Here is a 26,926-nt window from a genome sequence, read left to right on the forward strand (position 1 = left end):
ACCGGACGGGCCCGTCCGGCGTTACCCGGCAGCGCACTCGTTCAAGCACGCCGCCGGGCACTGGATCTCAAGTCAGGCAGGGCTTATTCGCCCTTGCCGCCGCACTTGCCGGTCGCGACGTTGAAGTTGCCGCAGGACATCGGCGCGCGCCAGTCGGAGATCAGGTCCTTGGAGTCCGGCAGGTAATCGGACCATGCATTGCGGGCAACCAGGCCCGGCGTCTCGTAGACGATCTGGAACTGGCCGTCGTCCTGGATTTCGCCGATCAGCACCGGCTTGGTGATGTGGTGGTTCGGCATCATCGTGGAGTAGTCGCCCGTCAGGTTCGGGACGGACACGCCGACCATCGCGTCGATGACCGCATCCGGATCGATGGTGCCGACCTTCTCGACCGCCTTCACCCACATGTTGAAGTCGATGTAGTGGGTTTCCTTCGGGTCGTTGGTCACGCGCTCGTCGTCCTTGGTGAAGGCGAGCCAGGCGTCAATGAAGTTGTAGTTAACATCCGTGTCGACGGACTGGAAATAGTTCCACGCCGCCAGGTGACCGACGAGCGGAGCGGTGTCGAGACCGGCCTACTCTTCCTCACCCACGAAGAAGGCCACGACCGGAATGTCCTAGGCCTTGATGCCCTGGTTGGTTGGCGAGTTCCTCGTAGAAGGGAACGTTGGCGTCGCCGTTGACGGTGGAGACGACGGCAGTCTTCTTGCTGGCGGAGCCGAAGGCCTTGATGTCGGACACGATCGTCTGCCAGTCGGAATGACCGAACGGCGTGTAGTTGATCATGATGTCCTCATCCGCGACGCCCTTCGCCTTCAGATAGGCCTCGAGGATCTTGTTGGTCGTGCGCGGGTAGACGTAGTCGGTGCCGGCCAGAACCCAGCGCTCCACGCCTTCCTCGTTCATCAGGTAGTCGACGGCCGGGATGGCCTGCTGGTTGGGAGCGGCACCCGTGTAGAAGACGTTGCGCTGGCTCTCTTCACCTTCGTACTGCACGGGATAGAAGAGGATGAAATCGAGTTCCTCGAAGACCGGCAGCACGGACTTGCGCGACACGGACGTCCAGCAGCCGAACACGGCGGAAACCTTGTCGACCGATATCAGCTCGCGTGCCTTTTTCGCAAAAAGCGGCCAGTCGGAAGCCGGGTCGACGACGACCGGCTCCAGCTTCTTACCCAGAAGACCGCCCTTCTTGTTCTGCTCTTCGATGAGCATCAGCATGGCGTCCTTGAGCGTCGTCTCCGAAATCGCCATCGTGCCGGAAAGAGAATGCAGGATGCCGACCTTGATGGTGTCGTCCTCTGCGGCAGCGCCCGAAACGAGCCCGGCCGTCATCGACGTCGCCATCATTCCCGCGATCGCGACCCAGCCGATGGTCCGGCAGATCCTGTTCATGCTTGTTGCCATTTAGTAGTCCCCCATGGTCGATATGCGGCAGCTACGAACACGGATCCCTTAGGGGACGCCGAGAATGCTCGTCTGCCATCGACCATGATCGTCAGTCGTAATTGTGCACTGCTCTATACGTCGATTGACGTAGTCGCCTGCGCGTTTTGTACATTCTCTGCAGGTCTTGAAAGACGTCCGATGAATTTCGCGGCACGAACATTGCAACACAATCAGACAAACCGAACGGAGTGACCGAAAAAACCTCCGAAAATCACCCGATCGATAATTTAAATATCGAAATATCTGCCTTAATATTCGGAAATTGCTCATTCATTAGTCGAAAGAGAGTGGATGACCGCGCGCCAACGTATCATGCCGGTTCGCCGCGAATACAAGCAGTGGGTCGCCAACCAGACGCTTGAAGACTACGCGCTGCGGTTCACCGCCAAGAAGGCCCGGCGCTTCTCCAGCCAGCGCATTTCCCAGACGGTCATCAGCGCGATTTCCTTCCTGGCGCTCGAAACCATCGGCGGGGCGATCACCCTGTCCTACGGCACCGCCAACGCCTTTGCGGCGATCGTCGTGGTCAGCCTGGTGATCCTGTTCGTCGGCATGTCGATAGCGCGCTACGCCATGCACTACGGGGTCGATATCGACCTGCTCACGCGCGGTGCCGGGTTCGGCGATATCGGCTGCACCATTACCTCGCTGATCTATGCAAGCTTCACCTTCATCCTCTTCGCCATCGAGGTCTCGATCATGTCGAGCGCGCTGGAATATGCGCTCGGCGTCCCCTTGTGGATCGGCTACATCGTCTCCGCCGTCACCGTCATTCCTCTGGTTACCCACGGCGTGACGCTGATCAGCCGGTTCCAGCTCATCACCCAACCGTTCTGGATCGTTCTCAACATCGCCCCCTTCCTGTTCATCGCATGGACGGATCGGGACTCCTTCAGCCAATGGCTCGATTTTGCCGGCGCCCGTGCTCCGGCAGCCTCGGAAGCCCCGGCAACAAGCGGCTTTGCCGGACTGGATCTTCTGAAATTCGGGACAGCTTCCGCGGTCATTCTCGCGCTGATGGCGCAGATCGGCGAACAGGTCGACTTCCTGCCCGCGGGCGATCTCACCAAGACCCGGCACCGGCTGGCGCGTTTTCTGGCTGGACCGGGCTGTGGATCGTTCTCGGCGCCCCGAAGATGCTGGCAGGATCGTTTCTCGCCGTCCTCGCGCTGTCCTCCGGCGTGCCAGCCGATCACGCCGCCGAACCCTCGCGCATGTATGCGGTCGCCTTCGGCTACATGCTGCCCTGGCCGGAAGCCGTGATGCTGCTGATAGCGTGTTTCGTGGTCGTCTCGCAGCTCAAGATCAACGTCATGAACGCCTATGCGGGTTCACTCACCTGGTCGAACTTCTTCTCCCGCCTCACCCACAGCCATCCGGGTCGGGTGGTGTGGCTGCTCTTCAATGTCTCCATCGCGCTTCTTCTGATGGAGCTTGGCATCTACCGCGTTCTTGAAGAAACACTCGGCGTCTTTTCCATCTTCGCGATGGCATGGTTGTCGGCGATCTCCGCCGACCTCTTCATCAACAAGCCGCTTGGCCTTTCCCCGCCGAGCATCGAATTCAAGCGCGCGCACCTCTACGACATCAATCCGGTGGGTACCGGCGCCATGGTGCTGGCGACTACGCTGGCACTCATCGCCCATGCGGGCCATTTCGGCCCGGCCGCCGCCGCCCTTTCCACCTTTCTCGCCATGGCCGTGGCTCATGTCGTTGTCCCCCTCATCGCGATCGCCACGCGCGGACGCTTCTATCTCGCCCGCAAGCCCCGTCTGCACTGGCGCAACCACGACACGCTCACCTGCTCGATCTGCCAGAACGATTTCGAGCCGGAGTACATGGCCTATTGCCCTACCTACCAGAAGCCGATCTGCTCGCTGTGCTGTTCGCTGGATGCCCGCTGTCACGACCTGTGCAAACCGGACACCCGCCTTGCCCGCCAGATCGGCGCGGCCTCCGACAAGCTGCTGCCCGCCTGGCTGGTCGAAAAGCTCGGCACCCGGCTCGGCCGCTATGCCCTTACCTCAACGCTCGCCATCGCGGCCATAGGCCTGCTGCTTGCCGCAATCTACCAACAGACAGCCGCGCACAGACCCGACGAAGCCGTTTTCGTCGGGGAGACGGTGGCGCTGATCTTCTTCGTCTTCGCCATCATCACCAATATCGCCACCTGGTTTCTGGTGCTGGCCCACGACACGCGCCATGTGGCGGAAGAGGAATCGCTGCGCCAGAACGCGCTTTTGATGAAGGAAATCGAGGCGCACCAGAAAACAGACGCCGAATTGCAGCGCGCCAAGGAGGCCGCCGAAGCCGCCAACAACACCAAGAGCCGCTACGTGGTCGGACTCAGCCACGAGTTGCGCACGCCGCTCAACGCGGTTCTGGGCTATGCGCAGGTGCTGGAGCGCTCCGACGACAATCCCACCCCGACACAGACGGGGCTGAAGGTCATCCGCCGTTCCGCCGAACATCTCTCCGGTCTGATCGACGGCCTTTTGGACATCTCCCGCATCGAGGCCGGGCGACTGCAGGTCTATTCCAACGAAATCAACATCCGCGACTTTCTCGACCAGATCGTCGACATGTTCCGCCCCCAGGCCACCGCCAAGCAGCTCACCTTCGACTACGTCCGCTCCCCCAATCTGCCGACATTCGTGCGCACCGACGAAAAGCGGCTGCGGCAGATCCTGGTCAATCTGCTGTCCAACGCCATCAAGTTCACCGAAACGGGCGGCATCAAGCTCAGCGTCGACTATCGCTCGCAGGTCGCAAGTTTCACCGTTTCCGATACCGGGCGCGGCATTGCCGAAGCCGATCAAGTCAAAGTGTTCGAACCCTTCGGTCGCGGTCAGGAAAAGGGCGCCACCCGCACGCCGGGGCTGGATCTCGGACTCACCATCACCAAGCTGCTGAGTGAAACACTCGGCGGCGAAATCTCCCTGACGAGCGAACCCGGCAAGGGCAGCACTTTCCGCGTCCGGCTGATGCTTTCCGCCGTCACCACACCGTCCAGCACGGCGGATCGACACATCGTCGGCTATGAAAGGACCGCGCCGGACCATCGTCGTGGTCGGCGACAACGCCGATCACCGCGACCTGATGCAGGAGATCCTGCAACCGCTCGGCTTTACCGTGCTGATCGAAGAAGACGGGCCCAAGGCACTTGAACTGGTGGCGGGCATCAAGCCGGATTGCTTCCTGCTCGATATCTTCATGCCGGGCATGAGCGGCTAGGAGCTTCTCTCCCGCCTGCGTGCGCTCGGCCATTCGGCGCCCATCATCATGCTGTAGGCCAATATCGGCGACGGAACATCCGAAATCGACGAGGATGCCCATCACGACGACACCCTCGCCAAGCCTTTCGATGTGCGATGACTTGTCAAAAAACTCGGCAAACACCTGGGACTGGAATGGCGCGATGGAGATCATCCGGACACGCATGGCGAAGATGTGCAGCAGACGGAACCGCAAGCTCCGCTCCAGATCCCTACGCCCCCCTTCCTATTCGCAGAACGTCACACATGCGCTTGAGCCTCGGACCATTCGCAAATTTATCAATCTGGGTGAAATCGGCTATGTCCGGAGCATCGAGGTCAAGCTCGATGAGCTGGCCGAAACGCCGGGAAACGCAGACGTCGTGACCGCCTTGCGCGATCGCATCCAGGCGTTCGACTTCGCCGGATACTCAAAAATGCTGGAGGGCCTGAATCATGCCGAATAGTGCGTCCCGCCAGCGAGATATCGTGCTCGTCGTCGATGATTCATCCGAGGCCCTCGGCTTTCTGACCAGCGCGCTGGAGTAGGCGGGCATCACCGTTCTGGTGGCAACGAGCGGCGAACTGGCACTCTCCATCGCGAGCCGGGTCACACCGGACATCGTGTTGATGGATGCGCTCATGCCCGGCATAGACGGCTTCGAGATTTGCCGCCGGATCAAGACCGACGGCGCACTCGCGCATGTGCCGGTGATCTTCATGACCGGACTGACGGAAACCGAGCATGTGGTTCATGCGTGAATCGGGGGGCATCGATTATCTGACCAAGCCGATCAACACCGACGAGTTGCAGGCCCGCATCCGGGTGCATCTGGCCAATGCGCGCTCGGTGCAGAATGCCCGCATCGCGCTCGATGCGGCGGGTCGCCACCTGCTCACGGTCTCGCCGACGAGCGAGGTGCACTGGTCGACGCCACAGGCCCAGCAAGTGCTGAAAGTCATGACCGGTCGCGACGATGCTCTGGTTGATCTCAGTCGCAAGCTCGCCGACTGGATCGCCGCCGGCGGCAAGGTCCCCGTGGGCCAGACGGCGACGATGACGATCGAGCTGGCAAACGGCACCGCGGTGCAATTCCATCATCTCGGCTCGACCGGAGCGGAGGAATATCTCTTCCGTCTCACCACGGCCGATCACCCAAATCAGGATGAGATCCTGCGCGAACACTTTGCCCTGACGGGTCGCGAAGCGAAGATGCTGCTCTGGATCGCCAAGGGCAAGACCAACCGCGATATCGGAAAGATCCTGGGCCTCAGCCCGCGCACGGGGAACAAGCACCTGGAGCAGATCTACGCCAAACTTGGCGTCGAAAACCGCACCTCGGCCGTCGTTCGCGCCGTCCATGTCCTGCATGAATTGTGATGTGAGGAAAGCCTGAACAGAAAGCCGGGAAGACATAAAGCCTGTGGCCGATCCTTCGAGGAGGCGCGTCAGTACCGTCTCGAAGGATCGGCCACAGGCATTATCACAAAACACCGAAACGCGGCGTTGTTCAGTCCCGCGGCTTGACGTGTGCCGTATCGAGATCTTCCGCCCAACTGCGAAATTCGGAAATGAGCGCAGAAGAATCCAGCTCCAGTTCGTGCTTCAGCGCATCCCAGACATTGTTGTCGCGCACGGCGGTTTCCAGCTTGGCATGCAACTCTTCCTGCCGCTTCTTCAGATCGCCCACATATGTCTCGTGGCGGCTCGACAGTTCCCCCTTTTCCCTGAGCTGCTTGACGGTGTCATCAATAGCTGCCAAAAGGCGCGTAAGACGTTCGCGCACATCACTTTTTTCGGTATCTGACATACTTTCCTGCCTGATCGTTTGAGTACATCACAAGGGATGAACCCCCGACGAAATCTAAACCATCCGGACGCAGCTTTGTTCCTTGTGACCCTAAGGTCAAGTATCGGCGCCCCGTGGCCGGCCCTAGACCCGATACCCCCACAATGTGGTTGTCCCAGGAAACACGGGAGTTGCGCTTGATGACACTCGGCGCGCCACCATCGCCGGGACCGCCCGTCAGCAACTGGCCCGCACCGTCGGAAATCAGGAAGTCGTTGTCGGGCCTCGGAGTGACGCCGCATCCGTCGACCACCCGGTCGCGCCCCAGGATCTCGTCGCTCGCCGCATCCCAGTAGACCACCTGCCCGCCGCGCGGGCTGGAAGTCGCGATGACATCACCGTTGCAGCTTGCCATCACCGAACCGACGTAATTGTTGAAGCCGTGCAGGATATCCATCGGGGCGGACATCAGTTCCGGCTCACCGTCGCGCTTGAGCCGACCGACGAGCTGCGGCCGTTTCGACTTGCTTCCCTGGAACTGACAGCCGAACCAAACGGCCCCGATCCCGTCGATGGTCATGTGGCGGATGGAGGACAGCCGCTCGCTCTCGCCCAGATCGTGACAGGCGACGAGATCGCCGGTCAGCCGTTCGATAAGCGCCAGCGTCGGCTTCATGGTCGGCAGGTTCAGGATCGTTCGCCCATAATCGGGATGGGTTTCCATGCCGCCATTGGCAACGATCAGCGTGCGCCCATCGGGAGCCAGCAGGACCTCATGCGAACCGACGCCGCCGGATGCGAATTCCGCAATGCGGCGATAACCGTCCGTAGTATCATAGACACCGATGAAACCGCGCCCGTTGTCGAAATCGTTTTCCGTCGCATAGAGCAGTTTGCCGTCCGGCGAATAAGCGCCATGACCGTAGAAGTGCCGGTCCTCGGGCGAGGAAAAGAACTCCGGCGCGCGACGGCCTTCCACATCGAAGGTGACGGCGAAGGTCCCGGGGCGACGCGCAAAGGCCACCGCCCGCCCGACTCATGCAGCGCCACGTCGTGACCGCGCCCGGGCAACGGCACGCGCATCACGTCTTCGACGTCAGGCGTGAACACGACGAACGCATAGTTGCCGTCGGCTTCCTTGCGTGCGGACAGGAACAGCGTGTCCCGTCCCTCCATCGCCTCCAGCCGACGCGGTGCGAGATCTGCCAGAAGGGCAGCGCCGACGCCCACCAGCAGCAATATGCGGTCAATCTACATCAAGCGCATTGAAACCCACCTGTATCTTGAGCGCCACGGCCAGCTCCTCGCTCGCACTTTCGCGAACGTTGTGCAGAACGAGGTCGACGAAGGCCAGATTGTCATAGGCCTCGCGCTTGCGCAGCGTTGTCGTCAGCGGTTCTTTCAGCTCCCCGAAGCTGTTGAGGACGCTGGAAAGTTCGAACTGAAGGGAATCGCCTATCCAGACGAATTCCTTCTCCAGCAACGGCGCCACATCGAGCACCGCCAGATAGTCGCTCAGGCACTGAACGGCAGCGCGCATCATCACCAGCGAATTGCCCGAACGCCGAAACAGCGCCATGCACAGGTGGGCTTTTTCCGCGCTGGAACCGAGCACCGGACCGATCCACTGATCGCGCACGATCTGCAGCCCCGTGGTCAGCCCGCCGAGTATCTCGCCCGCCGCCTCCGTCTCGCAGCGAAAGGCGATATTGTCGGACCCAGGCGCCAGCAACAGATGCGCATAGCCGCAGCGGAATTTCGCTTCCTCACCACCGGAGAGAAGCGTCTCGCGTGCCTTGTAGAAAAGTGTACTGGCTCAAGCGCGAGCAGCCCCTGAACGACGACGCTTTTCTCCTGAAGGCTTTCGAGCGCCAGAACGCTCTCGTCGCGATCGCAGATCACCTGCTGCTCCTGACGGCGGCCGATCGACTTACGATCAGGCCAGAACACGAGACGTTCAAGCCGGTGATCTTCGATAAGCGGGCCGAAGCGCAGGAAGTTGATGCGGGCAAATCCCGCCAGCGCCTGCGAATAGGCCGCTTGCGCCTTTGAGTAGGTCGCGGCGTCCGGGGCTTCGCAAAGCCCATCGATCGCCGTCTCCAGACCGTGCAGCGTTTGCGAGAAATGTTCGAATTCCGGCCGGATATAGCCATCGACCGCATTGGCGACGAAGCGTTGATGGTTTTCGGCCACATCCGCGCGAGCCTGCCCGACAAAACCTGGACCGGCGATAACGACGAGTGCGGCGGAGAAAGCGAGGAGGGAAAGGGGATAACCCAGGCGTCGGAACATCACAGCGGCTCCCATCACAGCGACTCCAGAAAACGCAGGAGGGCAGCGCGCTCCTCGGGTTCCATGGAGACCACCGTATCGCGTGCGGTTTGAGCCTCGCCGCCGTGCCACAGAATCGCCTCCTGCGCGTTACGGACGGCCGTCATGCAGCATCATCGTATGCCCGTTGACAGTCTCCGTCAGCCCCGTGCCCCAAAGCGGCGCGGTCCGCCATTCGCGTCCCGAGCCATCGCCCACCGGACGACCGTCTGCGAAACTTTCGCCCATGTCATGCAGCAGCATGTCCGTATAGGGCCAAATCAACTGGAACCGGAACTGCTTCTGCGCCGCCTTACGGGAGGTGACGAATTTCGGCCGATGGCAGGCAACGCAGCCCGTTTCGACGAACAGGCGCTTGCCGTCCAGAACCTGCGGGTCGTCCACATCGCGGCGCCGCGGCACGGCGAGATTGCGCGAATAGAAGGCGACCAGCTCCATCATCGGATCGGGCGCTTCCGTCTCACCGAGATCCGCCTGGATGCCCGAGGGCATTTCGCGGCACGCGGTCTGTGCCTCGGTGCAATCGCCCCAGGGCTCTGGATGTTCGGGATTGGCGATGCCGATATCGCCGAAGAAGGCATCCGCGGCCTGCGCGTGAACCGTGGGCATGGTCGCCTTCCAGCCAAAACGCGCGATCATCGGCTCGCCCGTCTTCGGATTGCGTGTCCAGGAAACCTTGCCAGAAATGCCGTCGCCGTCAGCGTCTTCCGGATCTGCCCCGGCGATGATGTCTCCCGGATGGATGTCTTCCAGCAGCCCCAGACCGATCATCTGCGGGGTGACGCGCGGCGAGATCATCGCCTGCGGATCAAGCGTCCCGTAGCCGAAATCAGAGATCGTGTAGCTCGGCTTTCTGAGCGTGACCGTCTCGCCGCCGTTCAGCTTCACTTCGACAGGCTCGTAGGCGATGCGCAGATGGCCCTCGGGGGGCACGTTGCCGATGGAGAATTCCTGAAGCTGGCCGCCATAGGTCGGCTCCGGAATGCGCATCATCGCCTTCGTCGCCAGTGCCTCGCGCTCCGCCTCGGTGCGCGGCGGCACGGACAGGCGCAGGAACATGGACGAGGCGATCTCGTCGCCCTCGGGCGGTCGGCCGCGGCCGTCCTTCAGATGACAGTTCTGGCAGGCGCGCGAATTGTAAAGCGGCCCGAGCCCGTCGGACGCCTTGGTGGAAGACGGCGCAGACACCCACAGTTTGCGAAAAAACTCATTGCCGAGCTTGAAGTCGCGTTCCTGCTTGAAGGTCAGATTGGCCGAGAACTGGGAGAAGGCGTCGCGGTTGACGAGCTTTCGCGAGGTTGCGGCTCCCCCATCATGCTCTCGAAGCGTTCCGGCTTGGAGAAGTCATCGGGAAGCTTCGTGACGCGGGCGACCCGGGCGCGATCCTTCGGGATCAGATAGGTGCGCCAGGCCAGAACGCCGTCCGCATGCACCGATTGCCAGGCAAGGGCAAGAGCGGCTGTGGCGGCGACGGTCAGCGTGGCGATGAGAACGGGCGCGGCCCGAACGAGACGGTTGGCTGGGCATGATCGGTTGGGGAGCATGTCGCTCGATATCCTTGTTCTTCGTTCTGTGTCGGTCTTCGTCCTGGAAAAGTTGCGCAACCGCCGGGATCCCCTCCCCCGAACGGCTTGCGTGATCGGCGCACCGGAAAGTCCGGCAAACGCAAAGGGACGGGCGAAGCCGCAATCTCCGCCCGTCCCTGTCATGCCGGCTTATCCGAAGATTGCGTCCGGGTTGTCGAGGCTGTCGGAGCCTTCGACTTCCAGAGCCTCCAGATCGAGAGCGGCCACGGCGCGCTCGATCGAGCGGGTCTGATCGACCAGCGCATCGATCGCCGCCTGGACGACAGCGTTGCCTTCGTCGTTCCCCTCGCCGATCATCTGATCATAGGCTTCGGTCGTCTCACCGCGAGTCTTGAGCGTGGTGAAAGCGGCGTGCGTGACCTCAAGCTTGCCGGACAGCTCCGGCGACCAAGGCATCCGCCTCCCGCACCAGATCCGCAACGCTCGGCCTCTCGACGACGGAACCGTCAACGCGCTCGTAACGGCCGTGATAGACATTCCGGATGCCGAGAGCGTCGTAGTAGTGCGAATTGAAGGTGTTGTCGGAGAAGCAGTCGTGCTCTTCCTCCGGATCGTGCAGCAGCAAGCCAAACTTCATGCGCTCACCGGCCAGTTCGCCGTAGGAGAGCGAACCCATGCCCGTCAGGATGGTGCGCAGGGCGCCCGCATCGCCGTTCTCGTTCAGAGCAACGCGCGCCTCGCCGCCTTCCTTCCAGTTGTTGACCATTTCCTCCAGATCGGCGACCAGCAGATCGGAGGCAGCCCCCAGATACTCCACACGGCACTCGCAATTGCCGCCCATGCAGTTTTCGGAATCGAAATCGGTGGCCGGACGGGCGCCCACATCCGTGCCGTGCAGATCCTGGCCCCATAGCAGGAATTCGATGGCGTGATACCCGGTGGCGACGTTCGCCTCCACGTCGCCCGCTTCCTGCAGCGTTCCCGCCAGAAGCTCCGGCGTGATCTTGGAGGCGTCGACCTCTTCACCGTTGATGGTGATCGTCTTGTTGGCGATCACGTTGGCGGTGTAGAGCATGTTTTCATCAGACTCCTCGCCGTAGGAGTCCGCATCGACATAGTCGATCAGGCCCTCGTCGAGCGGCCAGGCATTCACCCGTCCCTCCCAGTCGTCGACGATGGCGTTACCGAAGCGATAGGCCTCCGTCTGCTGATAGGGCACGCGCGCGGTGAGCCAGGCTTCGCGCGCCGCCGTCAGATTGGCCTCGGTCGGCTCCGCGATGAACGCCTCGATCGCATCGTCGAGGGCCTTCGCCGTGGAAAGCTGAGTCCTCGTAACCGGCCAGCGCGATATCGGCATAGGTCGCGACGACCTCCGCCAGTTTCGTCTGCGCAAACGCGGCCGTCGCGCTCACTGCCAGGACCGCAGCCACGGTCGTCACCCTCACGAATTTCATACAGATCTCTCCCCTTGTACCATCCTCGATGGACAACTCTGTTCCCACGATGCGCCGGCCATGGGCCTGATACGTCGAGATCGCGAATTTCTGGAATTCAGTGGAAATGCCGCCGCTCGGACCGCAAGACGATGTCCTCGATCACCGGTTTGGAAACCGGGATCAGATACTGGCCAATGCTCTCCAGCATTTCGCCGAAGCTGCGGGCCGCCTCCACCGTGTCGTCGATATGTCACAACCGATAAGCTGCGCCGCGGCAGCCCTTAGCGCGCTGTCGTCCCGGTGCTGCACACAGGCCACCATGGACACCGCCATGCACTCGTCCCGGCACAGTTTGCCGCAACCATAGGGAAACAGGCACATGGAGCGCGCCGAACTGGTGCGGATCGCCCGGACCCAGCACGACAGTTCCGCCATGGCACTGCGCGCCTGTTTCGGCCCCAGCGCTCTGGCATAGAGGTCCCACGTCATCTCCCAGCACTGGATGTCGCCTGTATCGTACCGGCCATCCAGCGGCAAAAGCCTTCGACGACGAGCTTCTCGGGCAAACGGCCGAGAGAGCCGGCATTGGCTCCAGCGGGCGGATGGATATCGCCTGCCATGCCTACCCCCTCCCCGACACGCACGCCGCATCACGCCCGCGACAGCCAGCAGACATGAAACCGACCCATTGCCGATCCCAGAACACGACGTCAACAAACGTCGAATGACAATATTAGGCTAGACAAACGCTCGCAACGCTTGACGCCACGCGAATGAAACGCATCGATCACGATCACCCCCGATCGACAGGGTTCAAGGCCCCGCCATCAAAGGACGAACGCCGCCTGCCCCATGGGCCGACTGCTGCGCTTACAATGCCTACGCGGGGTTAGGTGTCAATAAAAATTTGACTGCAAATCTCAATTTAGAATCACTAAAAAAATATAATTACATATTTATCATATTTCCTTCATTTATACTGCGTTTTCGCAGCCAATCAACCAACAAACAAATATTCAAAAGACAATATAAGAATTCTCGGAACTTTCGGAGCCAACACGCGTTGACAGGAAGGCTGAAAGGCAGTTTGCCTCATGCCACCATCCACTAGAATTGAGAACCGGCTCACGCAAAATGGCAGCGGACATGCTAAAGAAAATACAGAAATTCCTGCGCGACGTGACCGTCGGCGAAGATGACAAGAAAGAATCCGACACCGACGATCAGCGTCTCTGCACCGCCGCCTTGATGGTGCATCTCATATCGGTCGACGGCGTCGTTGACGATTCCGAGCGCTCGAAACTGCGCGAGATACTGAAGACGAATTACGAGCTGGACGACAAGGCCACGTCCGAACTCATCGAAGAGACGCGCAAACGCAACATGGAGGCGGTGGATCTGTACGGTTTCACCAGCGTCCTGAAGAGCCGCCGATCTGGACGGCCGCCGCAAGGTGATGGAGATGATGTGGGAGATGGTCTTCGCCGACGGAGAAATCCACGAATTCGAGGATAACATCGTCTGGCGCGTGTCCGAACTTCTGGGCATCTCCACCTCCGACCGGCTCGCCCTGCGCCGCCGCGTGGCAAGACGCGCCAACATCACGCTCGACAGCGACGAGTGAGGGTTTTCCTCGCCCGCCTGGACGAGGACAGCCGGAGGCGCCCGGGACCTCGTAAACTTCCGAGCATTGACCTGGCGCGGGATGAACTTATCTAAGTTCGAAGCATTCTAATCGAATTCAGAGCGATTTGGCCGTCGCGGTCGACAACGTGACGACAAGACATACGGCCATGAACCGCGACTGAAATGATACTGGAACGAAAGCCTTTGCGATGACCGCAAGGGCCGACAGGCCGGAGCCGCGATGAAGCGAAGACTTGACCTTTGCGCGTCGTGAGTCCTAGTTGTCGGGATCCTCAAGTCTGATATCTAGGTTATGCCCTTTCTGAATCCGCTCCGCGCCCGATCGTCGAAAGTCTTGATCGTCCTTCACCAGGAGAACTCCACGCCGGGGCGCGTGGGGCAATCGTTGCGACGTCGCGGCTTCAATCTCGATATCCGTCGCCCGCGTTTCGGTGACCCGCTTACCACGACGATGGCCGATCATGCAGGCGCCGTCGCCTTCGGCGGTCCGATGAGCGCCAACGACTCTGACGCCTTCGTGCGCCGCGAGATCAACTGGTTCGATGTTCCCCTTCGCGAAGCTGCCCCCTGTCTCGGCATTTGCCTGGGCGCGCAGATGCTTGCCCGCAATCTCGGCGCCGACGTGAGGGCGCATTCCGACGGATATGCGGAGATCGGCTACTATCCGCTGACAGCAACGGATGAAGGCAAGGCCTTCATGAAGTGGCCGGAAAAGGTCTACCAATGGCACCGGGAAGGCTTTGATCTTCCGACAGGGGCTCAACTGCTGACCTCCGGCAATCCCTATCATAACCAGGCCTTCCGGGTCGGGCCCTCCGCCTTCGGCATTCAGTTCCACCCGGAACCGACGTTGGCGATGATGTATCGCTGGACCACCCACGCCGCCCCGCGCATGCAGCTTCCCGGCGCGCAGGGCCGCCGCGATCATTTTGCCGGACGTGCGATCTTCGATCAGGCCATTCAGACCTAGCTGGCCGATTTCCTCGATCTCTGGATCGGAACTACCGAAAACCCCGCCCAGCTGGCCACCGCCACCGAGTAATCCCCCACCTTGGAGAAGGGCCCTCCGCCTCTCCTGCGCCCTCGTCTCGGCCGGACAAAGTGACGCCTCCCGGCCCCGGAGGACGTGCCTGTGTGCGACGTCGCGTCCCCCGCCATTTGCAGCCCGGTCATAGCGCCCCGAAACGGGACGGAATGATTAACATGAATCTTCCGTTACGTTTCCCGACTTAATTTGCAATCCCAGATATAGTGGGCTTTGGGTGCATTCGCGCATATCTGGTGAGAACAGATCAAAAACATTTGCCGGTCAGTGATTCGTACATTCCCTGTTCTCGGTTCCTTCAATTCCTTTCCTGCCCCCTAGGTGAATTCCGTATCCGCCTTAGCGGAATCTTTCAGCTTGACGAGAATTGGCGCCCCGAACGACACCCCGAGACGTGGCCGGCTAAGATTCTGATCGGATTCAGCATTTTGTGACCCCTATGGCGCTCTACGCATCATCTCGTATGGAACAAGCCCTGAATGTCCCGACGTCATCGATTCGATTTTTCTTTATTCAAGAGTCGTTCTTTTTCACGTTCCCGGCGGTTCCGAAGAACCGTTCCGACGGGCCTTTTCGAAGACACCGGAGAGGATTCCGCACCTGCTTCATCAGGACGCCTGGATATCTGCGTAAAAGAAAGCGACAAATGGCGGTCGGCTGTGCTAGATCAACGCGCCTGCAGCCGTTGTGCCGTCCCGCTCCTTCGCGCGCGCCAGCGCCTCTGCCAGAACGCACAGGGGCAAGACAAGCGGAGCGGCAAACCGAGACCCGCCTGACGGCAATACTTTGCCGGTCAGAAGTAGTGAGCCGAAAGGGCCATTGGATCCGCACCAGACGAAGCGCGCCGGACCGCGAAAGGCCGCAGCGTCGAACCAGCGACCATTAGATTTTCAAGTTCCATGCTCCGTAACCTGCAAATGCCGCTCCCGCCGGCCGTACGCGCCCGGACCGTAACCGCGGTCCTGGGGCCTACCAATACCGGCAAGACCCACCTTGCCATCGAACGCATGCTGGCGCACCCGACGGGCATGATCGGCCTGCCGCTGCGATTGCTTGCGCGCGAGGTTTACGGACGGGTCGTGGCACGTGCGAGCGAGGACTCGGTGGCGCTGATTACGGGCGAGGAAAAGATCGTCCCGAAGAACCCGCGCTTCTGGGTCTCGACCGTGGAGGCCATGCCACTCGATATCGAGACCGACTTCCTGGCCATCGATGAAGTCCAGCTCGCAGGCGATTTCAATCGCGGCCATGTCTTTACCGACCCCATTCTGAACCTGCGCGGCAGGCACGAAACCCTGCTGCTGGGCGCTGCCACTATGCAGCCGATCCTGCAGAAGCTGCTGCCCGGGCTCGACGTGGTGACCCGGCCGCGCATGTCGGTGCTGAGCTATGCGGGCTCGCGCAAGATCACCCGCGTGCCGCCGCGCTCCGCCGTCGTCGCCTTCTCCGCCGACGAAGTTTACGCGATCGCCGAGCTGATCCGCCGCCAGCGCGGCGGTGCGGCCGTGGTGCTGGGCTCGCTCAGCCCGCGCACCCGCAACGCGCAGGTCGAGCTGTTCCAGTCCGGCGACGTTGATGTGCTGGTCGCCACCGATGCAATCGGCATGGGCCTCAATCTCGATGTCGACCATGTTGCCTTTGCCGCGGACCGAAAGTTCGACGGCTATCAGCATCGCAACCTCACTCCGGCGGAGATCGGACAGATCGCGGGCCGCGCCGGTCGCCACATGCGAGACGGCACCTTCGGCGTTACCAGCCGCGTCGCCACCTTCGACGACGAACTCGTCGAGCATCTGGAAACCCACCGTTTCCAACCAATCAAGATGGTGCAATGGCGCAACGCGGCGCTCGATTTCGAATCGCTGGAGGCGTTGCGCCACAGTCTGGATCAGGTGCCTGGCGAACCGGGATTGACCCGCGCGCAGCCCGCCGTTGATCAGATTGCACTTGAGTTTCTGAGGCGGGACGGCGATATCCGCGCCCGGGCGGATCGCCACGACAGGGTTTCTCTGCTTTGGGATTGCTGTCAGGTACCCGACTATCGCAAGATCGCGCCGGCCAATCATGCCGACCTGATTTCGACGATCTTCACTTTTGTGGTCGACGAAGGGCATATCCCAGACGATTGGTTTGTCCGCCAGGTTGCTTATGCCGACCACATGGACGGAGACATCGACACGCTCGCCAACCGGATTGCGCATATCCGGACATGGACCTTCGTCGCCAACCGGCCAGACTGGCTCGGCGACCCGACCCATTGGCAGGGTATTACACGAGACGTGGAAAATAGGCTATCAGACGCCTTGCATGAACGCTTGACCCAGCGTTTCGTGGATCGGCGTACTAGCGTACTGATGCGACGGTTGAGAGAGAACGCAATGCTCGAAGCGGAAATCACCGCAACAGGAGATGTGCTCGTCGAGGGCCAGCACGTCGGCCACCTCCAGGGATTCCGTTTTGCACCGGACGCAGGCGTAGACGGGAACGGCAGCCAGGATGCCAAGGCCCTGCGTGCGGCCGCCGGCAAGGCCCTGACCAGCGAGATCGAGGCACGCGCCGAGCGCCTGTCCCAGGCCCCCAATACGGATTTCGCCCTCGCCTCCGACGGCGTGATGCGCTGGAAGGGTGAGGTCGTCGCCAAGATCAATACCGGCGAAGATATCCTCAAGCCCGGCGTGTTGCTGCTTGCCGACGATGTGCTGACCGGACCGGCGCGCGGAAAGGTCCAGATCCGGCTCGACCTGTGGCTGAAGACCCATGTCGAAACGCTGCTGAAGCCGCTCTTCGACCTGCGCGAATCGAGTGAAGTCGAGGGCATCGCCCGCGGCGTCGCCTTCCGCCTCGTGGAAGCGCTCGGCATCGTGGAGCGTCCCGAGATCGCCGAGGACGTGCGCCAGCTCGACCAGCCGATGCGCGCGGTTCTGCGCCAGCTCGGCGTCCGCTTCGGCGCCTATCACATCTATGTCCCGGCCCTGCTCAAGCCCGCCCCGAGCCAGCTCATCGCGAAGCTCTGGGCGCTGAAGAACGGCGACCTCGACATGCCGGGCCTCGCTGAGCTGCCGCAGCTTTCCGCCTCCGGCCGCACCTCCACTCCTGTGGACCCGACCTTCGCCAAGCCACTCTACCGGGCGGTCGGCTATCGCGTGTGCGGCGAGCGTGCGGTGCGTATCGACATTTTGGAACGGCTTGCCGATCTGATCCGCCCGCTGATTTCGTGGCGCAAGAATGCTGCGGCCGAAACCCAGCCTCCTCGGCCCGAAGGGGCGATAGACGAGGGTGGCGGGTTCACCGTTACCGTCGCCATGACCTCCCTGCTCGGCTGCTCGGGCGAGGATTTCAACTCGATCCTGAAGTCGCTCGGCTATCGCGTGGAACAGCGCGAGATCCCGAACCCGGCCTTCCAGCCCGCGGCCCCGGCCGAAGGCGACGCGGCCGCGACGAGCGAGACGCCCGAGAGTGTTCCGGCTCCGGTGGAGACGCCGGAGACAGCGGAATCTGTCGCAGACACGTCCACGGAAGAGGCGGCCACAGAAGCCCCCGCAACCGAGGAAACCGAGACTCCGGCCGAAAGTGCTGCCGATGCCGAACCCGCGCAGGAAGCGGAAGCTGCGCAGAAGCCGGAAGAGGAAACCCCGGCCACGATCACGATCGAGATCTGGCGTCCGGGACGCGGCGATCGCCGTCGTCACGGCGGACGTCCGCATCGCGGTCGCGGCAATGAAGAAACCCAGCAGTCTCAGGATCGCGGCAACCGGCGTGGCGGCGAAAACAAGCGCCACGTCAAGGGCGGCGGCCAGAGCCAGGGCACCGGTGGTCACGGCAAGAGCGGCGGACAGGGCAAGCCTGGCGGACAGGGACGCGGCAACAATGGCGGCAAGGACGGCAACCGTTCGCCTGGCCGAGAGGATCGCAAGCCGCGGCGGATTGATCCCGATTCGCCCTTTGCCGCGCTGGCAGCCCTGAAGGCCAGCATGGAAAAGCCCAAGGACGGCAAATAAGCCGCGCAAAAACAGGACAAGCGGGAAACGCGATGCCGGGCGCCGTGGAACAGGATCGGCTGCGCATCGACAAGTGGCTGTGGTACGCGCGCGTGACAAAGTCGCGCTCGCTTGCCCAGAAGCTTGCCACCTCCGGTCATGTCCGCGTCAACAAGGAACGCGTGACGGGCGCCTCCCAGCAGGTGCGCGTCGACGACGTCCTGACGGTTGCACTGGAACGGCGTGTTCTCGTCCTGCGCATCCAGGCGCTTGGCAACCGCCGCGGGCCGGCGAGCGAGGCCCGGCTTCTCTACGAGGACCTGAGCCCTCCTCCCCCGCCGCCTGCCGAGCGCCCCTCCCCAGTGGCCGTGCGCGATGCGGGCAGCGGCCGACCGACCAAACGCGAACGTCGCCAGATGCAAAGTTTCTTTGCGGAAGACGAGGGCCAAGACTGACCCGCACGTCCCTTCCGCCGGAAGCTTGCAGGTTGATCTTGGTCGCCAAAACGGCTACGAGCGGCTTCGAGACCGGACCGGCCTCGGTATCCCGCCGCCATTCCCGCGCAGTGCTGGAGAAGGAAACTCTCCGGAAACGGCGGAGGTGAGCAAATTCTTTCTGGAGGAAATCGGTATTTTTGCCGAAACATGCGGGCGAGACACCGCCCGCCGAGGAGAGAGACGCGATGACCTACATCGTCACCGACAATTGCATCAAGTGCAAGTACACCGATTGCGTCGAAGTTTGCCCTGTCGACTGCTTCTACGAAGGCGAGAACATGCTCGTCATCCATCCTGACGAGTGCATCGATTGCGGTGTTTGCGAGCCGGAATGCCCGGCCGAGGCCATCAAGCCGGATACCGAACCGGGAATGGAGAAGTGGCTGACGGTCAACGCGGAGTACGCGGAGAAATGGCCAAATCTGACGGTGAAGCGGGACGCGCTCGAAGAGGCTGAAAAGTTCGACGGAGACGCCGGAAAGTACGAAAAATACTTTTCCGCAGAGCCCGGCGCAGGCGATTGATTTCGCGACTGCAAGACGGGAAAAGGCGCGAAAACCACTGAATTCTCGCGCGAAAGACAATATTCTACGGCAATCGGCGTCGCTGACACAGTGGCACTGTGCCGCAGTTATCGGGCGTCGTTAACGATTTTGGGCCCAATCCTTTGTAATTTTCCAGATTTGTGCTATATATAGGGCCTAGTCGCCTCGCCCTCGGATCATGTTCCTCCTAGCGGAGGTTTTTTTGTGGTCTTAATCCGATCCAGGTCGGACTGTTTTCTTGGTCCCTCGTATCATGTTCGGCGGGCCCTTGCCAAGCGGCCGCGCCAAAAGAGCACATAGTCATAAGAACTCATCTGGGAACGAGACGAATTTGATCACCCCACGGCAGAGAGTGCGCGACCATCCGGGCACCCTACCTGGCTTCAACGCCATGTGTCTATCCGTAGAAATTGATACCCTCGAAGAGGCGCGTCGGGATGCGCCTCTTCGAGGCCGTCTCTGCGCAGGAGTATAGCAGGAGTATAAAAGCGTATGGCAACCCCCGCGAAAAAAACCGCGCAGCGTCAGGGATTCAAGACCAGCGAATTTATTGTGTATCCGTCGCACGGCGTCGGACAGATTACTGCCATCGAAGAACAGGAAGTCGCCGGCATCAAGCTGGAATTGCTCGTCATCAACTTCGAGAAGGACAAGATGACCCTGCGCGTACCGGTTGCCAAGATCGCATCGGTCGGCATGCGCAAGCTGGCAGACGCCACCACCGTCAAGAAGGCGCTGGAGACGGTTCGCGGCCGTGCACGCGTGAAGCGCACCATGTGGAGCCGTCGCGCGCAGGAATACGAAGCCAAGATCAATTCCGGCGACCTGATTTCGATCGCGGAAGTCGTGCGCGATCTCTATCGCTCCGACACCCAGCCGGAACAGTCCTACTCCGAGCGTCAGCTCTACGAAGCCGCCCTGGACCGCATGGCGCGTGAAATCCAGTCCGTCAACCGGTCCTCGGAGACCGAGGCGATCCGTCAGATCGAGCAGAACCTCGCCAAGGCGCCCAAGCGCGGCGGCAAGGCCGACGAAGCCACCAAAAACGAAGCTTCGGCGGAAGACGGCGACGACGTGGAACAGGAAGAAGCGGCCTGAGAACGACGCGCAACCATCGCGCGTAACGTCTCAAGCGGCTGACTGCCGGATTTCCGGCAAAACGCAAAGACACAGAACGGCGGAGACACCCGACTCCGCCGTTTCGCGATGTCGAGCCGCCCGATAAGTTTTTTCCTTAACCCCAGGCGTTATCGGTAACGACGTCCCCTTGTATCGCGTATCGCGCGATTTTTGTCGTAACCTTGACGGTGATGAAGCTCGATAATGCTGGAGACACCGGGAAGCCGGCGGCAACCTGCGGTATGACGGCCCGGGTTTTGTTTGCGATGTCGTCTGTATCGCTTTGCAACTGCCGCTGACCCGCACGGGAGGATATCGTGTGATTGAACAAGTCCGATCGAACCGGGTATGCGAGATACGGCGCTGAATTGAAGCGCCAACCCCGGTTGTATCGATCACAACGCATTTCGATCGTGTCGAAAATTATCGACCGCGATCGAAACCTTTCCCCCTCTCGGGAGTTTATGTACCGAGTCATTCCGGAACGACACGCATGGGTGCGCGTCGCCTCCGGCTCCGCGATCGCGGTTTCGGACCATCCGGCCCGGCCGTCCTGTAAGAATCATGACGCACTGCCCCCAGTGACGGGGTTCGTCGCGACAAGGGCTTTCGGGCCCGATGCACGGCGAGTTTTGGAGCAAGTCAGGACCAATGGAGAACTGGGATGCAACATCCAGTTAGTCCTCGGCGACGATTCGTACGCGCAGCAATGGCCGCGCCCTACCTTACGCGCGAGGAAGAACACGAACTCGCCCTGCGCTGGCGTGACAGCCAGGATACGGACGCTCTAGACCGCCTGACGACCGCCCATATGCGCCTCGTCATCGCGCTTGCGGCAAAATTCCGACATTTCGGCCTTTCCATGAGCGATCTCATCCAGGAAGGCCATCGGTCTTCTGGAAGCGGCCGCACGCTTCGATCCGGAGCGGGAGGTTCGCTTCTCCACCTATGCAAGCTGGTGGATCCGCGCCTCGGTGCAGGATTTCATCCTGCGCAACTGGTCGATCGTTCGCGGCGGCACGTCTTCCACGCAGAAGGCACTGTTTTTCAATCTGCGCCGTCTGCGCGCAAAACTTGCCGTCGGATCGCAAGCCAAGACCGGGCAGGCGCTCTACGATGAGATTGCACAGGCCATGGGTGTCGATTCCAAGGACGTCGGACGTCGCCTTGATGGATTCCCGCCTGTCCGCCCCCGAGACTTCCCTCAACGTTCCGGTTCTGGAGGACAACGGATCCGGCAGCGATCGACAGGATTTCCTCGTCAGCGACGAGCCGCTGCAGGATGAAGTGGTCGGCGGCAACATCGACGAGGAACGCCGCCGCGCCTGGCTGACCGAAGCTCTCGACGTTCTCAGCGAACGCGAAGTGAAGATCGTGCGCGAACGCCGCCTTTCCGAAGACGGCGCCACGCTGGAATCGCTGGGCGAAAAGCTCGGCATTTCAAAGGAACGCGTACGCCAGATCGAAGTCCGTGCCCTGGAAAAGCTGCGGAATGCACTTGTTTCCGATCACCCGGGAATTGTCGGCACCGCCGCCTGAGTAAGACCTGACAGCACGAATAACTAAGCCCGCGTTCGGGTTTGACAGATCGAACGCAGGCTTTTTTTGTTCAAAAAACGACGTTTTGCGGCCCACCCGCTGCCTAGTCGACGACCAGCTTGACCGACTGGCCCACGGTCAGCGACACCTCATCGTCCAGCCCGTTGAGCAGCGTGAACAGCTTGACCCGGCGCGCCGGCGCAATGCCGCTCATGCGGCGGGCAAGATCATGGATCGTCTGACCGGGCAGCACCTTGACAACGCGAATCGTCAGCGGCCTCAACCGCGCCTGTTCGGTCGGGCTCAGTTGCCGGAAACTCTTCAGGGTTTCGTCAAACGCAGCAAGGAATGCCTCGGACGGATCACGCGTGGCGAGGATGAAACGGTAAACGGTCTCGCCCTTGCGCACCAGACCGATGCGGAACGACCAGCCTTCCGCCAGCGCCGTCGCGGTGACAGCAGGCAGCCCGTTCACCGTAGTGTGGCGAATGGAATTGTCCACCAGCCCGTTGATCCAGCCGGACTGGATGTAATCGGGAAGGCTTTCGGAGGCGACGAGATCCGCCCCGTCGAACCTCAACGCCGTGCCCTTGCCGTCGCTCGCCAGCACCGCTTGCGGCGTGTTTTCAAGCTGGAACCCGGCCGGAACGGTAAAACCGCTGCCCAACGCCTTGTGCAGGAAGGAGCGCCCGCGCACGAACCCTTGCAGCGGGTCGTCGCCGTAGAGCATGCCGTCGAGCTTGGCGAGATAGGCGGAGCGATCCTGTTCGCCGATCCCCGGCGCCCCGATCTGTCGTGCTTCGCGAATAGCGCGGGCAATGCGATCCGGGGTCGAAGGATGGGTGGAGATGAAATCGGGCGCCGCCTTCTCATCGCCGCGCGCCGTTATGAATTTCGAGTAGCGCCCCATGCTCTCCAGGAACCGGGCCGCCGCATAGGGATCGAAGCCCGCACGCGCCAGCGTCCGGACACCGATACTGTCGGCCTGAAGTTCCTGAGCCTGCGTGAACCGGGCAAACGAGCGCTGGGAAGACGCCACCGCGGCCTCCACCTGCTCCGGATCGTCGACGATATTGGTGACCACCTTGCTCGCCAGTGCGGCGGCCGCCTCCTGTTGCTGGCGGGCGGCGCCGTGGTGAGCGGTCACATGCGCCATTTCATGTGCCAGAACGGCGGCCATTTCGGAGGTATCGTTGGCCAGCGCCAGAAGTCCGCGCGAGACATAGAGATAGCCGCCGGGAAGCGCGAAGGCGTTGACGGCCGGGGAATTGAGGATGGTGATCTTGTAGGTCTGCGAGGGGTCCTCGGAGGCGGCGACAAGACGACCGACGGCCCGCGCCACGGCCTCTTCCGCGCCCGCATTCTTGTAGACCCCGCCATAGCTCGCCACCACGCGCGGATGCTCGCGCGCACCGATGGAAGCTTCAGAATCTCCGTTGAAAAAGATGCACGAATTGTTGTTGAGCGGGATCTTGCTGGAACTGATGAGCTGACACCCGGCCAGCACGGAAGCCATCACGACGGCTCCGAGCACACGCGCATACGAACGCCGGCGACGATAGAGCTTCATCGCCAACGCTGACACCTCCCCCGATTTCCTGGGCCACCGGTCTTGCAGATGAGCCGAAATCCTAGCCACCTCTTTCAATCACTTCGATCGCATCCGGATATCAAACATCGATCACCGCACCATTCCATCGTCTGAGCCAACCGCGTACACGAATGTAACGCCCGACCATCGCATCGAGATCCCGTCCGGCCGCACGAAATGCGCTCGCGCGCGCGGCGGGAATAGTTACCGTAAAATCCCGCGACCAGTCGCGTCCGAAGTTCAGATAGAGCTTACGCAATGTAACACCAACCGAAACCACAATTCCGGCGACAATACGATAAGCCCCAGCATGGGCGCCGAGCTCGCCATCGCGCGCGGACAGAATGCGCAAGCCACCGTTGCGCCAAAGTCCTCGTTTTGCCGCACGCGCGCGCCGTTCTCCGCGGTAAAGAGCCCGTGCGCATCCGGGCTCGGTTCCCTCCGGCCGGACCTCGACAAGCCCCGCCTGCACCAGCACCTTTTGCAACCAGACGGGCTCCCACTGCCCCTCATCGGCAACCGATTCGACATGTGCAACACGCCTTTGCCAGCGATCCCGCCTCTTGTCGATCGGATAGACGACGACTGGGCGCCCGATCCACGGCCGCAACGCATCGCGCAAGGCCGACACCTCGATCAACGGCGATGCACCGATATCCGCCAGCCGCAAGCTGTCAGTGCCTTGCGGCCCCGTCTCATAGAAAATCGCAAGGCTTCCTTCATCATTGATCCCGCTGAAGAGCGCGCGTTCCGACATAGCCCCCCGGCAGGCGTCAGCAAGAGGATCGGCACCGGCCGAACCGACCGGCCCCGGCACCGCGAAAAGAAGCAGCGACAAGAGGCTTCCTCACAGCATCGCAAACCGGCGATCGGTGCCTGTGATGTTGAACAAATGCGCCCCAATTCATCCGTCTGGCGGCCACGTCTTGCGCTCCGCCGGAAAGCTTTGCAAAGTCGGTCTCACCGGGTGCAACACTCGCCTAAACATGCTACACGACATCTCTGCCGCCCGTGGCGGTTACAAACGCGCACCGGCGCTTTCCGGCCCCGTAGCTCAGCTGGATAGAGCATCAGATTCCTAATCTGAGGGTCACAGGTTCGAATCCTGTCGGGGTCACCAGTCTTTCCAAATACATACTGAAAATTCCATCGGCCGCCCGGACCGTATGCAGATCCGGCTTCAAATCCTTGCGCGGATCGATCTGGAAGCAGCTTAGCGCAATTCGTCTCTTCGAAACTACCGTCATCGCCGAAGCGACCTAGGCCGTAGCCATCTCGCCCCGACCATATTCCGGGATGGAAACGGTGAAGGTCCCCCCTCGCCGACGCGGCCTTCGGCCGAAAGCGTCCAGCCATGACGGCAGGCGACGATGTTGCAGATCGCCAGGCCGATCCCGCTGCCGGGAATTTCCTGGCGCCTTTGCAAGCGTCGAAAGGGCTGGAGGATCGTCTCCGCATATTGCGGCTCGAACCCGATGCCGTTGTCGGCAATGGAAATCAGCAAGGGTTCGCCGACCTCATCTGCAACTTTGGCCCGGATCACCACATTGGAGCGGTTCGGCGATCGGTACTTCAGGGCGTTGCCGATCAGGTTCCGGAATAGCTGCATCACCGCTGTGGGGTACCCGGTGATGACAACCGGTTCGATATCGATGCGAATATCCGCATCATGCGCGGCTTCCTCATGGCGGATTTCGTCAATCAGTCCCTGTAGCAGACCGTCGAGATCGATCGGCTCGCGCACCAGATTCTCGCTGCTGGAGCGCGAAAAGGTCAGCAGATCGGAGACAAGCCGCGAGGCCCGGCGCGAGGCGCTTGCCAGCACCTCCAGGGCGTAGTCGATATCCTCCCGGTTCCCCTCCTCCAGCGCACGCTGCAGCATGTCCGTGAAGTAGCGGATCTTGTGCAACGGCTCCTGTATGTCGTGAGAAGCAATCGAGGCGAAATTCTGCAGATTTTCGTTGAGACGCTCCAGCTCAGTGTTGCGCTGTTCAAGCCGGCTGCGCGCCTGATCCCGCTCGACGACATCCGTGACAGAGGCAAGCAGGTGGGCATTCTCCTGTCGTGATATCGCGACCTCAACATCCACCGACACGCCCTTACGGGTCATGATCGCCAGCGAAATACCGCCGCTGCGATTGACGTCACCGCCGACCGGATCCATCGCGGCATCGGTCGCCACGCGCATTTCGGCAGGAACGATTTCATGGAACGGACGACCGAGCAGTTCTCCCCGACCATATCCGAAATGATGCAGGAAAGCGTCGGTCGCGTCGATGATCTCGCCGCGCCAGTCAAGGAGAGCAGGCGCGCAGGAGAAAGACGAAAGGCCGCGCGATAAGGGGCATTCCCGCCGTTGTCTTTCGTCTTTGCGTGCCGTGCCCGACGGTCCGACGAATGCCTGCCGCATCCGAATCCGAACCGCGGTCTGCCGCAAGCCCTCCATCGGGAATGCGGCCAGATATGATCTGCGAGACCACCGACAACGCCAGTTGTCCAGGTCGGTTGACGGGGCGAACATTGATCGACCGATTTCCGAACAGCACCACACCGTCAGACTCGCCGTTGACGGGAATGACGGCCGATAGAAACCGGGAGACGCCCGCTTCGCTACCCAAACGCGAGGAGGCGGAAGTTTCGGCGCAGGCCTCCTGCTTCGCTTGACCGGCAAGGGTCACGACTTCACGCGCCAGATCCTCCATGCCCGCCCGCCCCATTCCGCGCGCTTCGGCAGCTTGACGCGCATCCAGACGGACCTCGTACCGTCCCGCCCCGTCCGGCAGACACAGCGCACCGAACTCGGTTCTGAAATAGGCGCGCGCCTGATCGAGCACGACGGCGACACAGGTTTCCACGGGGCCTTGGAAACCCCGATCGCACCGTTCGATCGCGCTCAACAGATCCGAAAGCCGCTCGCATCCCGGCTGCCTCGGGATGAAGCAGATCCGTCCGAGGATCTGATCCTGCTGATCGCGAATGGAGAAGGACGATAGGGTGCCATCGAGCGCCAGCCGCCCCTCGCGCCGCATCTGCACGCGCCTGGGCCGGGACCAATCCTCCTGTTCGGGCAGTTCAGGTTGCCTTGCCGCAGAACCGTTGAGGGTCAGGAACCGGAAAATCTCCGTACCGATCAACTCTCCGGCAGGACTGCTGGCCAGCCTCTCAAATTCAGAATTTGCG

16 protein-coding genes, 1 tRNA gene and 6 pseudogenes are annotated in these 26,926 nt (G+C 61.5%); 11 read left to right on the forward strand and 12 right to left on the reverse strand.

Annotated features, from left to right (window positions below):
• Positions 1 to 83 precede the first annotated feature (83 nt).
• Positions 84 to 1,350, reverse strand: a pseudogene (gene urtA / locus QNJ43_RS19510) (urea ABC transporter substrate-binding protein).
• 390 nt (positions 1,351 to 1,740) lie between these two features.
• Between urtA and QNJ43_RS19515 the strand changes: the two are divergent.
• Positions 1,741 to 5,170, forward strand: a pseudogene (locus tag QNJ43_RS19515) (ATP-binding protein).
• Positions 5,160 to 6,084, forward strand: a pseudogene (locus QNJ43_RS19525) (DNA-binding response regulator). The pseudogenes QNJ43_RS19515 and QNJ43_RS19525 overlap by 11 nt, the downstream one beginning before the upstream one ends.
• Before the next feature lie 130 nt (positions 6,085 to 6,214).
• Here QNJ43_RS19525 and QNJ43_RS19530 read toward each other — a convergent pair.
• The 7 genes and pseudogenes from QNJ43_RS19530 to QNJ43_RS19560 all read right to left on the reverse strand — a co-directional run bounded on the left by QNJ43_RS19530 (position 6,215) and on the right by QNJ43_RS19560 (position 12,406).
• On the reverse strand, positions 6,215 to 6,490 hold the full coding sequence (locus QNJ43_RS19530) for a hypothetical protein (RefSeq protein WP_300472240.1): 276 nt from the start codon (positions 6,488 to 6,490) through the stop codon (positions 6,215 to 6,217).
• A 1-nt stretch (position 6,491) separates the two neighbouring features.
• On the reverse strand, positions 6,492 to 7,517 hold the full coding sequence (locus tag QNJ43_RS19535; RefSeq protein ID WP_300472242.1) for a DUF1513 domain-containing protein: 1,026 nt from the start codon (positions 7,515 to 7,517) through the stop codon (positions 6,492 to 6,494).
• Between the two features lie 222 nt (positions 7,518 to 7,739).
• Positions 7,740 to 8,225, reverse strand: coding sequence for a hypothetical protein (locus QNJ43_RS19540; RefSeq protein ID WP_300472243.1), 486 nt, complete (start codon positions 8,223 to 8,225; stop codon positions 7,740 to 7,742).
• Positions 8,150 to 8,785 (reverse strand): imelysin family protein, encoded by a 636-nt coding sequence (locus QNJ43_RS19545; RefSeq protein ID WP_300472245.1) that lies wholly within the window; start codon positions 8,783 to 8,785, stop codon positions 8,150 to 8,152. Before QNJ43_RS19545 ends, QNJ43_RS19540 begins: the two co-directional genes overlap by 76 nt.
• A 14-nt stretch (positions 8,786 to 8,799) precedes the next feature.
• Positions 8,800 to 10,368 (reverse strand): annotated as a pseudogene (locus tag QNJ43_RS19550) (di-heme oxidoredictase family protein).
• Between the two features lie 171 nt (positions 10,369 to 10,539).
• Positions 10,540 to 11,804 (reverse strand): annotated as a pseudogene (locus tag QNJ43_RS19555) (imelysin family protein).
• Between the two features lie 467 nt (positions 11,805 to 12,271).
• Positions 12,272 to 12,406 (reverse strand): hypothetical protein, encoded by a 135-nt coding sequence (locus tag QNJ43_RS19560; RefSeq protein WP_300472246.1) that lies wholly within the window; start codon positions 12,404 to 12,406, stop codon positions 12,272 to 12,274.
• 526 nt (positions 12,407 to 12,932) lie between these two features.
• Between QNJ43_RS19560 and QNJ43_RS19565 the strand changes: the two genes are divergently transcribed.
• From QNJ43_RS19565 to QNJ43_RS19595, 8 genes and pseudogenes are all read left to right on the forward strand, one after another.
• Positions 12,933 to 13,301 carry a TerB family tellurite resistance protein gene (locus QNJ43_RS19565; RefSeq protein ID WP_346433048.1) on the forward strand — a complete coding sequence of 123 codons (369 nt, stop codon included), beginning with the start codon at positions 12,933 to 12,935 and terminating at the stop codon, positions 13,299 to 13,301.
• Positions 13,261 to 13,410: a TerB family tellurite resistance protein gene (locus QNJ43_RS27430; RefSeq protein WP_346433049.1), complete on the forward strand. Its 150-nt coding sequence runs from the start codon at positions 13,261 to 13,263 to the stop codon at positions 13,408 to 13,410. The genes QNJ43_RS19565 and QNJ43_RS27430 overlap by 41 nt, the downstream gene beginning before the upstream one ends.
• A gap of 315 nt (positions 13,411 to 13,725) precedes the next feature.
• A complete protein-coding gene (locus tag QNJ43_RS19570) occupies positions 13,726 to 14,403 on the forward strand; it encodes a glutamine amidotransferase (protein ID WP_300472248.1) in 678 nt (225 codons plus the stop codon).
• 992 nt (positions 14,404 to 15,395) lie between these two features.
• Positions 15,396 to 18,476 carry a helicase-related protein gene (locus QNJ43_RS19575; RefSeq protein ID WP_300472250.1) on the forward strand — a complete coding sequence of 1,027 codons (3,081 nt, stop codon included), beginning with the start codon at positions 15,396 to 15,398 and terminating at the stop codon, positions 18,474 to 18,476.
• 32 nt (positions 18,477 to 18,508) lie between these two features.
• Positions 18,509 to 18,910 (forward strand): RNA-binding S4 domain-containing protein, encoded by a 402-nt coding sequence (locus QNJ43_RS19580; RefSeq protein WP_300472252.1) that lies wholly within the window; start codon positions 18,509 to 18,511, stop codon positions 18,908 to 18,910.
• Between the two features lie 227 nt (positions 18,911 to 19,137).
• Complete coding sequence (gene fdxA, locus QNJ43_RS19585; protein WP_300472254.1) at positions 19,138 to 19,476, forward strand: ferredoxin FdxA; 339 nt, start codon at positions 19,138 to 19,140, stop codon at positions 19,474 to 19,476.
• A gap of 513 nt (positions 19,477 to 19,989) precedes the next feature.
• Complete coding sequence (locus QNJ43_RS19590; RefSeq protein ID WP_300472256.1) at positions 19,990 to 20,595, forward strand: CarD family transcriptional regulator; 606 nt, start codon at positions 19,990 to 19,992, stop codon at positions 20,593 to 20,595.
• 685 nt (positions 20,596 to 21,280) lie between these two features.
• Positions 21,281 to 22,155: pseudogene (locus QNJ43_RS19595) on the forward strand (RNA polymerase factor sigma-32).
• Between the two features lie 103 nt (positions 22,156 to 22,258).
• Here the strand turns inward: QNJ43_RS19595 and QNJ43_RS19600 are convergent.
• Positions 22,259 to 23,671, reverse strand: coding sequence for a M48 family metalloprotease (locus QNJ43_RS19600; protein WP_300472258.1), 1,413 nt, complete (start codon positions 23,669 to 23,671; stop codon positions 22,259 to 22,261).
• A 154-nt stretch (positions 23,672 to 23,825) separates the two neighbouring features.
• Positions 23,826 to 24,584, reverse strand: a complete 759-nt coding sequence (locus QNJ43_RS19605; RefSeq protein WP_300472260.1) for a hypothetical protein — start codon at positions 24,582 to 24,584, stop codon at positions 23,826 to 23,828.
• A gap of 205 nt (positions 24,585 to 24,789) precedes the next feature.
• Here QNJ43_RS19605 and QNJ43_RS19610 point away from each other — a divergent pair.
• A tRNA-Arg gene (locus QNJ43_RS19610) sits at positions 24,790 to 24,866 on the forward strand.
• 123 nt (positions 24,867 to 24,989) lie between these two features.
• Here QNJ43_RS19610 and QNJ43_RS19615 read toward each other — a convergent pair.
• Entirely contained in the window at positions 24,990 to 26,156 is a 1,167-nt protein-coding gene (locus QNJ43_RS19615) for an ATP-binding protein (protein ID WP_300472261.1), read from the reverse strand.
• Entirely contained in the window at positions 26,041 to 26,880 is an 840-nt protein-coding gene (locus tag QNJ43_RS19620; protein WP_300472263.1) for a hypothetical protein, read from the reverse strand. The genes QNJ43_RS19615 and QNJ43_RS19620 overlap by 116 nt, the downstream gene beginning before the upstream one ends.
• Positions 26,881 to 26,926 lie beyond the last annotated feature (46 nt).

Source organism: Breoghania sp. (assembly GCF_030066895.1).
GTDB lineage: Bacteria > Pseudomonadota > Alphaproteobacteria > Rhizobiales > Stappiaceae > Breoghania.